We start from the raw sequence: 15,709 nt of genomic DNA on the forward strand, positions 1-15,709 counted from the left end.
CTGCCTTTTGTCTTCTAGATTTTATTTATTTTTTTCTTTATCAAATTCAGAAAGATTGTGCTGCTTCCATTGAATACTTGCTTTGCTATAATTTATTTTACTTATAGTAGTATTTCCCCAGATGCTATTTACTTTAGCTTTGTTGTTTGATGTCATATTAGAAACGGGTAGAGTTATACTTTCAGTATAAATATCTTTTCCTGTTTTTATGATATATTCATATTGGTTTTTTAAGCTTTCTAAATCATATATCTTGGTTTCATCTTCTTTTACGAATTTCCTAATAGCATTCAAATCATATTCTTTTTCGATATAATATAGTTTCGCCCCCTTGTATTCACCTGATTGAATCTTGATATTTGCGAGTCCCATATGGATTTCGTCATCCTTTAAATAGATCTCAATCCTATTTTTAATAGTTTCACTCATTTCCTTTGTATCAAGTCCTGAATACATATCTACACGTATATTACTAGTGGGTTCAAGTGCACTAAGATACTCATTGTTACTGATATCCCCTCTATAGTTTGGATCAGCATATAAGTCAATACCAGAATAGCTATCATTAAAGTTATATCCATTTCTAGAAATATTAAAGCTTCTCGTTAATTTTGTTCCAAAATCATACTTTTTCATTTTTACTTCTTTTGAATCATTTAAATTTATTAAAGACTTAGCTGTAATAATTTCACCTAAATATTCACTTATACCCTCTTTATCTAAGCTAAATGAATTTATCATACTTTCAAAAGCATTTTTCTTTTTTGCATCATTATACTGCTCTTCCTTCATTGTAGCAGTCACTAAGTATTTATATCCATTTCCTACAGCATACAATTGATGTACAATATACTGATTTTTAGTAACTGTTTTATACCGAATTACTACATGATGAACATTAATATTTGCCTGTGTTTTTGTTTCATTTCTAAGTATTTCATAAACTTCACTATTATACTTATCTTTTAATACTTGTATTTCTTCTGCCGCCCATTTTGAAGCAGTTTCATCTTTTCCTGCTGAACTTATTAAGCTAACAGATACTCCTTCTGGTACTTTAAATTCTTTTTCATCATTTTTAACTTTCTTTTCTACCTGTTCTAGCTCCTCATCGCTATACACTGGAGTAAATTTTTGAGTACGTGCATTAGGTATTCCTTCCACTCTCCAGTAAGGACTCATAATCATTTTCCAACCATAGCTTGTATTTTTATATTCTCTAGTTGTACTAACTGAGTCTGATAATTCTTTAATAAATGCATTTTTCTCATCAAAAGAAAGTTTAAAAGAAGATGTTAATTTATCAAACATTTCTTTATGCTCTCTATAAAAATCGCCTTTCATAGTTATTGTTAAATTGTATATATAATTATTTTTTATATAAATTCTATTTTCCACATATTCTCCTAACTGCTGTGCTGCCTCGTCCACTAAAAGATAATCTATAAATGGATTAGATTTAATTATACGAATATATTCTTCTCCTGAACTATCTTTAGCAATGTTTATAACCAATTCTTTTTCCTGCTCAACCCTATATAAATCCCTTGTTGTAGCATTTTGCATTTTATATAGTAACTCTTCCAATGATAGCTCATCCTTGTTTTTCTCCACTTGTAATTGAACCCCAGCCTTATAACTAGCTGTTGCCATATTGAAAAAATTTGCTCTATCTGACTTAAAAACAATCCCATCATCAGGTAGGTGCATAGACCATTTATATATGCGGCTTCCTACCCCAGTTTTCATTTGATCTGCTTTATTAGAAAACGCTTGGTATAAATCAATTTTCCCATCATCCACTTTAGCTTGGACTGATGGCGCAGTTAGCCCAATTGATAAACAAAGAGTAAGTACAATTGCCGTAGCTTTATTCTTATTCATATTTATTACTCCTTTCCTTTTTTCTTTTCTTTACTTGTTTCTTCCTTTAAAACCACTGTTACATCAAATTTTTTACCTTCACGACTAAAGGTTAATTTCACCTTATCACCAGGCAAATGTCCTTTTAAAATCTCGTTATAATGAGCTATGGAATTAGTAGGCTTATTATCTATAGCATCTAATATATCTCCTTCTTTTACCTGACCCACCGTTACCACTGCATCCTTTTGAAGTGTCACTACTTTTAGCCCTTGATTAGTAGGAAGTCCAAGCATCGCTGCCCAGTTTTCTTCAAACTCAACACCAGTAAAGCATCTTTTTATCCTGCCAAATTTATTATAATGGTCTAGGAAATAATTAATGTTTCCCACAGGAATTGAAAAGCTCATTCCTTGATAGAACATATACCCTAATGTGTTTATACCAACTAACTCACAGTTCATATTAATAAGCGGGCCTCCACTATTACCTGGGTTTATAGCTGCATCCGTCTGTAAATATGTGTACATACTTTCTACAGGTCTATCTAGTCCACTTACAATTCCTTTAGAAGCACTATTTCTATATCCAAAAGACAAGGGTGTTCCTACCGCTACAACATCGTCCCCAACTTTTATTTCACTTTCAATTGCTAATTTTATAGGCTTTAAATCCGTCTTATTAATCTTTAATAATGCTAAATCAATTTCCTTATCTGCATATAAAAGTTCTGCTTTATAAACATTACCATCATATGTAACCACATAAATGTCCGCCAGGCCATCTACTACGTGGTTATTAGTTAGAATTCTTCCTTCCTTTCCTATTACAACTCCAGAACCATGTTGTAAATTTTTAGGTAATTTTGAGAATATTTGCTCCTGTTCTCTATAGTTTGTATTTTTTCCTATGACAGCAACTACGGATTGATTTACTTCTTCAATAACGCTTGATACTTTTTTTGTTTCCTTTTGGGCTGATTTTTGTGGTTGCTCAATTGTCTTCTCTGGTGACTTAGGCACTAATTCATTTCCACCTAATGCAAAAACAGGTGTTGTGTTTAAAAATAATGTAGCCATGATTAAAATAGATGATAAAATTTTTTTCATGTTAATCCCCCTTTTAAATAAGTAATTGAGCCACCTATTACTAAGTTCAAGCTCCTTGAGTTTTCATAGTTTATTAATAATTACTTGTATATAATACCATATTTAAATATATTTTCCAACTTATTTTTCAAGAAAATAGTTTTTTAAAATTGTTAAATAATCATCTTCGATATTGAAATATTAAGGACTAAAAAAGCAGTAGGGAAGATTATTAATTTTCCCTACTGCTTTTTTTATGTTTATATTGTAAAGTTGAGTATAGTTTTCGACCCAACTTTTAAGAACCCACATTTTTTATACATTTCTTTGGCAGTATCTTCGCTATCTGTTAATACATATGCTGTCTCTACGCCAAAACTATTAGACCGTTTTAGCAATTCTTTCAAAACAGAGGTACCAAACCCTTTTCTTTGATATTTCTCTAAAATATCAAAATCTTCAATTTTAGCAGTTTTTTTGTTAAAAAATAACTCGCAGTTACCAATAGGGACTTCATTAAGATAACACAGAAAAAAATCAAGATTATTTTCTGCTCTATAAGCCATTGCTTTTCTTTGGATTCTCTTAATTGCGAAATCTTCTCCCATAGCATGTGAATTTGCCTCAATATCAACTCTAATACCATCTTCCATAACATCTTCTGTTTTCGCAGATTTTATAGTGCATTCATTATTGCCACATAAAACATTAAATTTATCTGATGTAATATACATATAATCCTGTATTGTTACTTCAGGTTTAATTTCAAAGGAATTTAACAGCTCACTGTTTATATTAAAATTATATTCAACTTGCAGGAAACTTTTACATTCTTTCTTACTGCGCATAATCTCTTTTGTTATTAGATCATATATTTCCTGTTCAGACATACTGCACTTTACTAAAGTATAGTTATGAGCAAACATATTACAAATATGCTCATCTCTAAACCTAATAATTTTCTCATCTTCAAAGTATTTAGAAAAGCATTTTGTATATTCTATTTCAGTATCTATTAAAAATTTTAACATAATTCAATTCCTTCCATATGTATTATAAAATTTATAATTTACACACCCGATTAATAAGAATGATTTTTTATATGCATAATCAAAAATAATAAATTTAAATATATTAAATTTATGAATTTCTATACTCCCCAAATGAGAATTCCTACACGCCAAAAAAATATTGGCCAAAATAATAATATAAAATTAATTGCTATTAAGAATAACCCTAATTTCGTTTTGTGTTTAATTAATCCAAATATTGAAAGTATTCCGCCAATAATTGCAAATATAGATGGTCCAAAATACAATAATAATCCTTCTAAAGCTGTAGACTGAGTCGGTATTAGTTGAATAAACTCATTTACTAATACCAAAAAGGATACTATTAAAATGCCTAATGAGCATTTCGTAAATATGTTTTCTTTTTTCATAGGCTACCTCCTTAAACTATAAATACTTTTCACTTTATTCTACAATTCCAACCTAACTTTATGGAAATTATAGCATATTATTCATATTTATACATTACTATATTTCTATATTAGAAGAAACTCATGGTAAATGCACAATTCCCCTCCTTATTTAGTAAAGTGTATTTTTCCAAAAAATAATTAATTTAGGTCTATTTCAAGTTATTAATTATATAATTAATACATATTTCAAAGTTAAGGAGATGAAACTATGTTTTCAAATGAAACAGGCTTATTTAAACAAACAAAAGCAGCTAAATTTTTACCCCATATAATTTTAGCTCCTATCTTAGCTATTATTTTCATGATTGTGGGTCAGCTTATTGGCGTTGTTACGTTTTCATTATTGAGCCCTCTAATTCATGCTTCTATAGCAAAATCACTATTTTATCTTTCATTTACTTTCTTATTTATATCTTTATTAGTATTTGCCTGGGTAAAATTTATTGAGAAACGTGATGTTTCTACCCTAGGTTTCTGCAAAGAAAATTTTATAAAAAAGTATTTACTTGGTTTTGTTTTTGGATTTATAATGTTTACTGCAGTAATTGTATTACTTTCTATAACTGGTCATGTTGTAGTCGATAAAAATCCAGTAATTCCTGTAGGAATATCTGCTTTAAGTAGCATATTTATTATTTTACCGGGATGGATCATACAAAGTGGAACGGAAGAAGTGGTAACAAGAGGATGGCTTATGAATGTAATAGGCGCAAGGTACAATGTGCCTATAGGTTTATTTGTTTCTTCATCATTATTTGGTTTGCTTCATATATTCAACCAGAATGTAAGTATTATCGCTATTATGAATATTATCCTTGTAGGAATATTCTTCGGGCTTTATGTAATTAGAACCCATAATTTGTGGGGAGCTTGTGGGTTACATTGTGCCTGGAATTGGGCTCAAGGTAATATTTTCGGATTAGAAGTAAGTGGATCAAGTATAGATACTGGTAGCTTACTAAAATTAAATTTAACAGGATCCCAATGGTTTACAGGTGGTGCATTCGGTCCTGAAGCAGGTTTTGCAACAACTATTATTTTATTAATGGGCATAGTTATTGTATTTGTTATGTTAAAAAAGAAAAGTAGCCTGTAAATTTGCTCAGGCTACTTACGATTTATATTTCAGTACTACATACATACCTAGTTTTTCTAAAGAATTAGGTACACTCAATAAAGATATTTTTTATCATTAACCAGTTTCAGTCCATAATTTCTTTTCCTATTTTCTAATTCCAATATTAACAAATTAGGATAAGAAATTATATTTATAAATGTTATTATATAGTTACCGTACGGGAATTAATGATTTCAAATGAGGTGACTTGATGGAGTATATTAACTTGATTCAAAAAACTATTGATTATATTGATGATCATATCCATGATAATATATCTGTAGATATGCTAGCTTCAATTGCAGGTTTTTCAACCTATCATTTTTATAAAATATTCAGTAGTTTTGTCCATATGTCTGTAATGGATTATGTGACAAAAAGAAAACTGCAATTCGCTTTACATGATTTAAGCACTGGAGCAAAGATAATTGATATCGCAATGGATTATGGCTATGAAACTCATGGAGGTTTTAATAAGGCCTTTAAACTTGCTTTTGGTTATCCCCCAAGTCTATACAGACTTCATGCTCCAAAGGGGTTACCCCCAAAAATTAATTTAGTATATTTAAGAGAAAATTTAACTGGAGGGATTATTATGGAACCTAAAATGATTGAAATGCCTAGCTTTAAGGTGGTTGGGTATAAATTTAAGAATAACCTTAAAAATATATTACGTTCAAGCGATATTCCAGCATTCTGGGCCCAACGTGGTTTTGATGATAATAATTGTGAAGAGAAATTGTATAAGCAGCTAAATCCGCCAAGGCATGGAGAGTATTGCATCTGTATTAATACCAATATGGCTACTGATGACTTTTCATATCTAATGGCCGTTGGTGTTGATAGCTTTGATAAAGCCACTGATGATATGTGCAAACTAGAGATTCCTGCTGCTACCTATGCGGTATTTACATCGCCACAGGTACATGAAGATGACTTTGTAGCTTCCATAAATGGAACCTGGACCTATATACTTCAAGAATGGTTCCCAAATTCACAATATGAAATTGATGAAAGTAAATTTGACTTTGAGCACTATGATGAGCATTGTCATCCCTGGGAATACGATAAAGTTTCAATGAAAATTTATATTCCAATTAAAAACATATAAAATCTATAGGGACTATCTCAAAAAAATATTTTGAGATAGCCCCTATAGATTAATTTCAACAGTCTTCTAAAAATATTCTTAAATCTTAATCATAGACATATTTATGTGATTTACTGGTAATGGATCAAATGTGTATTGTATTACGCCTGGTATTAATTCTCTTTTTAACATTTCCCTTAAAACTCCTTAAATTTATATAATTTTAAAATATTGTTAATAACTATGGAAAAATGCTAATTTTATTTTTTATCTTTAATATTTTTTAACCAGTTATAATCATCTTTAATTTCCTCATCATTTTTATAAATATTCATTACTTTGCCAAGTTCAATAGAGAATTCAATAAACGCTTGTCCAATTGAGGTTATACAATTCCCATCTCGAACCACATCCTTATCTACTATAATTACTTTTTCATATATATGCTTATTGCTTTCATCTACTCTAAATCCCTCACCATCACCGTTAGCCTCTTTATTATCAAGCAATCCGTAATATGCCATAAGTTCAGTTCCACCACAAATACCTGCAATAAATTTATTTTTTTCATTTAATTTTAACATAAACTCTTTTAGTTCTGTTTTCTCATAAAGTTGCACAGGGTTTCCACCAGGGATAATAAAAAGATCAATATCATCTGGATTTAATTGTTGTATTGTTTTATCTGGCAAGTATTTTTGGTTTTCTTCACTTATATACACACGATTTTCTAAAGCTACGGAAAAAATATTATTCCTAAACTTAGCAAAGGCAAAAACAACTTCAAATTCACAAAACCCATCATAATAAAGAACACATACATTCATCTCATAACCTTCTTTCTTTTATTTTATAGCTCCCTAAGTATTTTTTTAATTTCTTCAAAGTTCTATTCTTCCATTATAAAACACAATGACTGACACCTATATGTCAGTCATTGTATTTACTGTATATATTTTTTATGTATTCCACCATTTTTTTTCTTAATTTATCTGGCCCTATGACTTCACAGTCGTTACCAAATCCTAAAATAAATTTCTTCAGTCCTTCATCCTCAGGAAAGAAATCTTCAACTATATACGTTCCATTTTCCAAAAGTGTAATTTTTTCTTTTGAAAAATATTCACTTAATTGCCCACCTATTTCACTAGAAAACTTTAATGTAACTAAAATACTATTTTTTTCATAACTTTCACTAAATATTTTTTTTATTTCCTCTTTTGAAATTGGATTTTTTTTAAATACACCACCTAGCTTCATATTTCTTACTCTAACAAGTTTAAACTTTCTATAGTCTTTTCTTATTGTGCAAAATGCAATAATATACCAATGCCCATCCGTGAATTCTATCTGAATTGGTTCCACTACTCTCTTTAAATATTCCATTTTTCTATTTATATATTCAAACTCCAATATTCTATTTTCTTCAATTGCTTTATTCATAAGGAATAAATATTCTCTAAGTTCTTTCTCCATACTAAAGTGAGACATATCTATACTAAGATTATCACATTCCTTTTTTTCAGTGTTACGTAAAGTTTCAAACTTAAGTACTATATCATTAAATTGTGGGTTATTCCCAAATAAAAACTTTAGATTATCCATTACAGCAATCAAAGGCTCAATTTCTTTTCTATTAAGGAATAGGTTATTTAAAGTATAGTTTTCCATAATATAATAGCCTCCACCCTTACCACCAGTAGCTGCTATGGGGACTCCTGCTTCACTTATTTTTTCTATATCACGATATATTGTTCTTAAAGATACTTCAAAATGCTCGGCAAGCGCTCTTCCTGTTACCAAACCTTTTTGAGAAATAATTATTAAAATTGATAAAAACCTTTCTGCTCTCATAATATAAACGTTCCCTACCTTCCCCTCGAAGTTTACGTTCTTTTAAGTTTATTTACCCTACGCATGGACAATTAAAATTTTAAAACTCCCCTTCATATTTAAAAATTAAAGATAGACTTAAATAAGTCTATCTTTCAAACAAGAACTTCAAATATATTTTTATCTTCTACATAATATTCACTATTGGTATATTGTTTATTTTCATTAAAATTAAATATCAATAAATATCCCTTACTTAACCCTTCTATTTCAAGATAATTTTTCAATTGATTTAATCCATTCTTATGCGCTCTTTCACCATGCCATATTTTTGTTTCTATAACATATTTACATTTATTATATTGAATAACAATGTCCAATCTTCTTTCTTCAGAAATCTGAACCTCTTTATAATCAAATCCAACACCGTTAATTATTGGTTTTATAAAGGATAGAAACAAAAGAACTCCTTGTCTTTCTAAAAAATCTATATCTTTAGAGCTGTAATTTTCTTTCATAAACTGCTGAAATCTTAATAATACCTTTTCCATATCAAGTGTATTATCTTCCTTTATGAAATTACTTTTAAAATTGTATCTAGATATAGTCCTAGTATCTGTTTTAGATATCATATAACTATAAATAACTTCCTTAAGAATTTGATTAGATACTACAATATTATTATCTTTATCTGTTGTTAAGTATCCGAGCATATGTCCAAGTTCTATTAATGGATTATTTATATTAAATACTTGGTTTATGTTTAATATAAGTACATTATATATGCACTCGTATAAATCCTTATTATTTTCCATATTCTTTATAAGGTCATCAAAAAGCATATTTTTTTCATTTATTATTATTTTTACTGCTTTTTGAATTTCATGTATTGTCCACGGTTTTTTATCATCTATTAATATCTCTTCATCTATAACTTGACATATTCTAGATACTAAAAATGGATATCCATTTGTAAATTTAAATATTTCCTTACTTAAATCCTCTACATCTAATTTTAAAATATTTTCTTTTGAATAATCATTTAACATAGTTCCTATTTCAAATTCATTAAACGTCATATCTATATCGAAATTTACTGCTATGTTCCAAGGGGAATTATATCTTATATCTGCATTATCTCTAAACTTTAACTTAAGGTTTTTAATATCATGAACTCCAGCTAGTATTACAGATTTAAATGTTGAACTTTCATTTGCCGCTCTTGATAAGTATAATGACCTAAGCATCCCCAAGAAATCTAAAAATAATTTATTATTTGAAGCCTTATCAACCTCATCAATAATTAATATTATGTCCATAGTATCAGTAATTTTCTTGATAGAATCACCTAAATCTACAAAACTAAAAACCTGTGGTAATACTATATCAATTGATTTATTTATTGACTTTATAAAATAACTACAAAATTCTTTCTCACAATCCAATATAGAACCTAATCCTTCAAAATCTAACTTAATCACTTTATATCTACTTTTTAAAATTTTTTCAAGCTGGTTAATAGTTGTTGTTTTTCCATACTGTCTAGGTCTATTTATTACAAAGTAATTCTCTCTTTGAACTAACTTAATTATACTTTTGAGTTTATCATCTATATTAACCATATAATGCTTACCTGGTATACACAAGCCTGTTGTATTGAAAAATCTGCCTTTAAACTCACTCTCAGCAAAAAAATTAATATAATCCTTCATAGGGTTCCCCTCCTAACCTTACAATAAAGCTTAAACAACAACTTCAAATATATTTTTATCTTCTACATAATATTCACTATGGTTATATTGCTTATTTTCATTAAAATTAAATATCAATAAATATCCCTTACTTAATCCTTCTATTTCAAGATAATTTTTCAATTGATTTAATCCATTCTTATGCGCTCTTTCACCATGCCATATTTTTGTTTCTATAACATATTTACATTTATTATATTGAATAACAATGTCCAACCTTCTCTCTTCAGAAATTTGAACCTCCTTGTAATCAAATCCAACCCCGTTAATTATTGGTTTTATAAATGATAGAAACAAAAGAACTCCTTGTCTTTCTAAAAAATCTATATCTTTAGAGCTGTAATTTTCTTTCATAAACTGCTGAAATCTTAATAGTACCTTTTCCATATCAAGTGTATTATCCTTCTTTATGAAATTACCTTTAAAATTATATTTAGATATCGTCCTAGTATCTGTTTTAGATATCATATAACTATAAATAACTTCCTTAAGAATTTGATTTGCTACAGCAATATTATTATTTTTATCTTTTACTAAATATCCAAACATATGTCCTAAATCTATAATAGGATTATTTATATTGTATGTTGTTGGTAACCCACTAACTAGTATATTGTACATATAATCATATAGCTCAGAGTTATTTTCAAGACTCTTAATCAAATCATCAAATAAGGTATTCTTGTCCTCTAACAACAATTTTACAGCTTTTTGTATATCTGGCACTCTCCATGCTCTTTTATGTTTTGATAATAAATCCTCATCTACTATTTGACATATCCTTGATACCAAAAATGGATATCCTGATGTAAATTTATATATTTCCGTACTAAGTAATTCTACATCTAGTACTAAATTATTTTCATCAGTATATGTCTTTAGCATAGTGCCTATTTCTACTTCACTAAAACTCATATCTATATTAAAATTAACTGCTATGTTCCAGGGTGAATTATATCTTATTTCAGAGTCATCTCTAACCTTTAACTTTAAATTTTTAATATCATATACTCCTGCTAGTACAACTGATTTAAAAGTTGTTGCAAGGTCCTGCTCTCTACTTAAATATAATGATCTAAGCATTCCAAGAAAACTTATAAATAATCTATTATTAGAATTTTTATCAACCTCATCTATGATAAGTATAACTTCATTATCTTTTGTTAAGTCCATAATTATATAAGAAAGTTCTGTTAAGGTAGATGCCTTCTTAATATCTCTATTTATAAATCTAGCCATATAATTTACAAAGGTCTCACAAAATCTTTCTTCACGTGCAAAATCTTCACCTATAAGTTCAAAATCCATTCTTATTACACTATATTTAGTATTTAATCTTTTATATAGCTCATTTAATGTTGTTGTTTTTCCAAACTGTCTTGGCCTATTTATAACAAAGTAAAATTCTTCATCTACAAGTTTCTCTATCTCATCTATCTTATTTGATATATCTACCATATAATGTTTTCTAGGTATACATACCCCTGTTGTATTAAATCTTTTCGCCATAATTTCACTCCCTTCTAAGAGTTACTTTCTAATTAATTAGTTTAATTATACCACAACTATATAGTCATCTTGACTATCCTTTCCGTTGTATAACTGAAATTTTTGGTAGCTTGAATTAACTCATTACATTTAGCTATAGTAATATGTATTAATATCATTAACTGCAATCTAAATGTATAATTAATGTAGTATGTATATGTATAAAAATCCTTTTATAACAATAATTATACTAAATAAATATCAATTCAAATATTCAGTAAGCTTTCCATAAAAGCCATGTAGTAAATATTTTTATTTTTACCTAAATTTTCTTTTTATTTTAAAAAAAGTATTTACAACTGAGAAAATTTAGGTTAAAATAAATACATAAAATATATTAAAAACTTCTGAAAGGAGACTGTAAAATGTTAATTTATAAAGATAAAATTAAAGTACACTCAATAAATAAAATATACAGTCTGCTGTCAGTAAATTAGGTATATTAAGATTTAATATACTATGTTATTTGATGTGTAAAAGTTTTGACCGCAGACTTCATATCTGCGGTTTTGTTATATTTTAAGGATCCAATTTAGAAATTGGTTCTATTAAATAGAAAGTAAGCTGGATTTTTTCAGTTTTTGCATCTATTTAAATTTATATACCATTACCGCAGAGAAAATCTGCGGTTTTTTGATTTCCATCAATATTTTAGCCGCAAATCAATGCTAAACTTCTATAGTTTACATTGTTTCTGTGGCTTTTATATATTTATCCCACTTCAAAAATAGCTAGCACAAAATACCTTAGGGGGAGTTAGAAATGAGCCTAAAATAATAATATTAACCTGAGCAATAAAGTTGAATTTTTAAATAGGGGGCAAAAAAATGAGGTTAAAACTTTTATAGATAAAAACGAAATTAAGATAGTTATATTATAAATATCTTTTGATGGGAGGAAATTATATGATAACAGGAAATATTAATGGAATTAAAAAAATAATACTTGAAAGACTAGAAAACTTATATGAATTAACAATAGATAATGACAGCGTTTTTTCTTATGAATTGGTAAAAGAAATGAATGAAATTAGTAGAATAATAAAAAAAGAACTATGTGTGGTTATTAATAGGCGAGGTAAACTCACTGGCATTTCAGCTGGTAACATCAATAGTGCTAAAATACCTTCTATGGATGCTCCGGGTAAAAAGTTAAGTGGATTTCGGGTAATTCATACCCATCCTACTGGTGATAGCACACTGTCTTCAATGGATACTTCAGCTTTAGTAGACCTAAAATTAGATGCTATTGCTGCAATTGGAGTTAAAGAAAATATGGAAGATGTTAAGATAAATATAGGTTTCTGTGATGTTTACAATAATATCCTAACCTTTAGCGAGCTTGAAAGCTTAAACTTAGAAACTTCATTACAATTAAATTTTAGAGATAAAGTAGCTTATATTGATAAAATAACTAGTAACCTAATCAAATATGAAGATGATATAGAAAGAGCTATTTTAGTGGGGACTGATGGCGAAGAAAGTCTTGAGGAGCTTTCCAATCTTGCTGAAGCTTGCAATGTTACTTCTGTATGCAAGGTGATTCAAAAGAAAAATAAAGTAGACTCTGCTTATTATGCAGGGCAAGGTAAAGTTCAGGAAATAGCGCATTTAAAACAGCTAAAAAATGCGAATGTAGTAATATTTGATGATGAGCTATCAGGTTCTCAGGTTAGAAATTTAGAAGGAATTATTAAATGCAAAGTAATAGATAGAACTACCTTGATCCTAGATATATTTGCAAGACGTGCTAAGAGCAAGGAAGGTATACTTCAAGTTGAGCTTGCTATTCTTAATCATAAGCTTCCTAGATTAAGAGATGCAAATGCAAACCTTGCAAGAATTAAAGGCGGTGTCGGGGTAAAAGGTGGCGTTGGCTCAAGGGGCCCTGGAGAGAAAAAGCTTGAAACTGATAGAAGACACATAGAATACAGAATAGAAGAAATAAAGAATACGCTGTCTAAAGTTATAGAGCAAAGAACTGTCAAAAAAACAAAACGAACTAAAAATAATATCAGCAAGGTAGCTATTGTGGGCTACACTAATGCAGGTAAATCAACTTTAAGAAACAAGCTCTGTGAAATTTCTTCATCCAATAATATAAATAAACAAGGCATTCTAGAAGCTGACATGCTTTTTGCAACATTAGATACTACCGTTAGAGCTATAACTTTAAGTGACAATCGAAAAATTGCTTTATCGGATACTGTTGGTTTTATTAGTAAACTTCCTCATGAGCTTGTTAACGCTTTTAAATCCACCTTAGAAGAAGTTACTTCTGCTGACTTACTTTTACATGTGGTGGATGTGGCCAATGAAGAGGCAATAAAACAAATACAATCAGTAAACATAGTTCTTAATGAACTTAATGCTAAAGATAAAAACACTATAGTTGTTTTAAACAAAGTTGATAAAGCCTCCCATAAAAATTTAAAGGGAGTACGTGATTTCTTAAAAGGTAAAGAAATAATAGAAGTCAGCGCTCTAAAAGAACTAAATTTACATGAATTGCTGCATATTATAGGCAGAGAAATTCCAATTAAATTAATAGAAAAAGAATTTATTATCCCTTATGATGAGCAAAAATTAATTTCATTACTTCATGAAAATTCCAATGTTATTAGTGAGGATTATATTGAAGGAGGAACTCATATCAAAGCTTTGGTTCACGCGGAAATCTATAAAAAATGTATGAACTTTGAGCTACCAGCTTTATCTTAACAAAAAGGACTCCTTAAAATTAAGGAGTCCTTCGCTTTTAATAACATCTATTCTATAGACGCTAAAATTTCTAAAATAAACGCGTTGCTTAGAAACATCTTATATTTATCTTTCAATAATATATCTTTCAAAAAACTCATTTACATTCATACCTGTTTCTTCTTCCATCTTTTTATTTAAGTCAACAGTTATTTTTGTCATGTTTTCCATATATTTTTTATAATCTTCATTAAGAATAATCAAATATTCACTAATTTTTTTGTGTAAGCGTCCAAAAATTTTAGAATAATCTTTGGAAAATGAACCGAATTCATTTATTTCTTCCTTTTCTTTTTCATCTTCTTTTAACAATAGGTACCCGTCTATAGTCCTTTTTATATACTCTTTAATGTATAGTTCATCATAATTTACTATTTTTCCAATGCCAGACAAATGTCTTCTCTTATCTTCTTCTGAAATGACTTCATTTATAAATTTATTTAAATAGATATTATCTAAAAAAAACTCTTCTGTTTCATTTATTTCATCCAATGCCTCCACAAGCTTTAACCACACTCTTCTTTTTTCCTCATTATCAATAACAATATTTAAAAATGGTTCAAAGTTCATAATTAAACTTTCCCCATATATTCCCGGAAATATTCTGCGCAGAGCATTTGAAATATATTCTTTCTTTTCCCCCATGGACAATTCTAAGGTTTCGCGAAGTAGCTTTATATGTTCTCCCGCAGTATCATAATCAGTTAAATTTTTCTCGATAATGTTTAAAATAATTAATCTACTTTTTTCTAAATTGTCAATATCACTATCTATTCTGGAAAGAGCTTGTCTCATAACTTCAGGAATACTTTTGTTACCAGAAGTCACAGTTTTGATTTGCGCAATGGAAATATCCACTGCTCTAAGCGCCCCTATCAAATTAAGCTTTATAACATCTTGACAAGTGTACTCTCTATAATTATTTTCAATATTTTTTAAAGGTGTAATTAAGCCTTCACTTTCATAATATTTTATTGCCCTTTTAGTTAATCCCGTTTTTTCAGCAGCAGCTTTTATATTCATACAGCACCCCTCCCTTGTAATTCAATTTTAAACCTTACAGTAAGGTACATGTCAATACTTTTTATAGTATTTCTAAATATCTGAAGATTCTACCTCATTAGTATTTATGAAAAATTACAACATAGGCCAAGAATACATTGACCCTAATATATAT

General features: G+C 28.7%; 12 protein-coding genes. 3 read left to right on the forward strand and 9 right to left on the reverse strand.

Features of this window, described 5'->3' with window-relative positions; translation table 11 throughout:
- Positions 1-21: 21 nt before the first annotated feature.
- The 4 genes from G9F70_RS23655 to G9F70_RS23670 form a co-directional block, all read right to left on the reverse strand.
- Positions 22-1,884 carry a hypothetical protein gene (locus G9F70_RS23655; protein ID WP_164945078.1) on the reverse strand — a complete coding sequence of 621 codons (1,863 nt, stop codon included), beginning with the start codon at positions 1,882-1,884 and terminating at the stop codon, positions 22-24.
- A gap of 5 nt (positions 1,885-1,889) precedes the next feature.
- The gene (locus G9F70_RS23660; RefSeq protein WP_164945079.1) at positions 1,890-2,972 is read right to left on the reverse strand and encodes a S1C family serine protease; all 1,083 of its coding nucleotides are present in this window, start codon (positions 2,970-2,972) and stop codon (positions 1,890-1,892) included.
- Between the two features lie 239 nt (positions 2,973-3,211).
- Positions 3,212-3,982: a GNAT family N-acetyltransferase gene (locus G9F70_RS23665; RefSeq protein WP_164945080.1), complete on the reverse strand. Its 771-nt coding sequence runs from the start codon at positions 3,980-3,982 to the stop codon at positions 3,212-3,214.
- 119 nt (positions 3,983-4,101) lie between these two features.
- Positions 4,102-4,392: a hypothetical protein gene (locus G9F70_RS23670; RefSeq protein ID WP_164945081.1), complete on the reverse strand. Its 291-nt coding sequence runs from the start codon at positions 4,390-4,392 to the stop codon at positions 4,102-4,104.
- Positions 4,393-4,642: 250 nt separating this feature from the next.
- Between G9F70_RS23670 and G9F70_RS23675 the strand changes: the two genes are divergently transcribed.
- Positions 4,643-5,530 (forward strand): CPBP family intramembrane glutamic endopeptidase, encoded by an 888-nt coding sequence (locus tag G9F70_RS23675; protein WP_164945082.1) that lies wholly within the window; start codon positions 4,643-4,645, stop codon positions 5,528-5,530.
- A 232-nt stretch (positions 5,531-5,762) separates the two neighbouring features.
- On the forward strand, positions 5,763-6,662 hold the full coding sequence (locus G9F70_RS23680; protein ID WP_164945083.1) for an AraC family transcriptional regulator: 900 nt from the start codon (positions 5,763-5,765) through the stop codon (positions 6,660-6,662).
- Positions 6,663-6,901: 239 nt separating this feature from the next.
- Here G9F70_RS23680 and G9F70_RS23685 read toward each other — a convergent pair whose 3' ends face one another.
- From G9F70_RS23685 to G9F70_RS23700, 4 genes are all read right to left on the reverse strand, one after another.
- On the reverse strand, positions 6,902-7,468 hold the full coding sequence (locus tag G9F70_RS23685) for a DJ-1/PfpI family protein (RefSeq protein ID WP_164945084.1): 567 nt from the start codon (positions 7,466-7,468) through the stop codon (positions 6,902-6,904).
- A 103-nt stretch (positions 7,469-7,571) separates the two neighbouring features.
- Positions 7,572-8,495 (reverse strand): helix-turn-helix transcriptional regulator, encoded by a 924-nt coding sequence (locus G9F70_RS23690; protein ID WP_164945085.1) that lies wholly within the window; start codon positions 8,493-8,495, stop codon positions 7,572-7,574.
- A 134-nt stretch (positions 8,496-8,629) separates the two neighbouring features.
- Positions 8,630-10,186, reverse strand: a complete 1,557-nt coding sequence (locus G9F70_RS23695; RefSeq protein WP_164945086.1) for a GxxExxY protein — start codon at positions 10,184-10,186, stop codon at positions 8,630-8,632.
- A 30-nt stretch (positions 10,187-10,216) separates the two neighbouring features.
- Positions 10,217-11,734: a GxxExxY protein gene (locus G9F70_RS23700; protein WP_164945087.1), complete on the reverse strand. Its 1,518-nt coding sequence runs from the start codon at positions 11,732-11,734 to the stop codon at positions 10,217-10,219.
- A 944-nt stretch (positions 11,735-12,678) separates the two neighbouring features.
- Between G9F70_RS23700 and hflX the strand changes: the two genes are divergently transcribed.
- Positions 12,679-14,493: a GTPase HflX gene (hflX, locus tag G9F70_RS23705; RefSeq protein WP_164945088.1), complete on the forward strand. Its 1,815-nt coding sequence runs from the start codon at positions 12,679-12,681 to the stop codon at positions 14,491-14,493.
- 105 nt (positions 14,494-14,598) lie between these two features.
- Here hflX and G9F70_RS23710 read toward each other — a convergent pair whose 3' ends face one another.
- On the reverse strand, positions 14,599-15,555 hold the full coding sequence (locus tag G9F70_RS23710) for a MerR family transcriptional regulator (RefSeq protein ID WP_164945089.1): 957 nt from the start codon (positions 15,553-15,555) through the stop codon (positions 14,599-14,601).
- Positions 15,556-15,709 lie beyond the last annotated feature (154 nt).

This window comes from Clostridium sp. FP1 (genome assembly GCF_011065975.2).
In the GTDB taxonomy this organism is placed as follows: Bacteria; Bacillota; Clostridia; order Clostridiales; family Clostridiaceae; genus Clostridium_AD; species Clostridium_AD tagluense.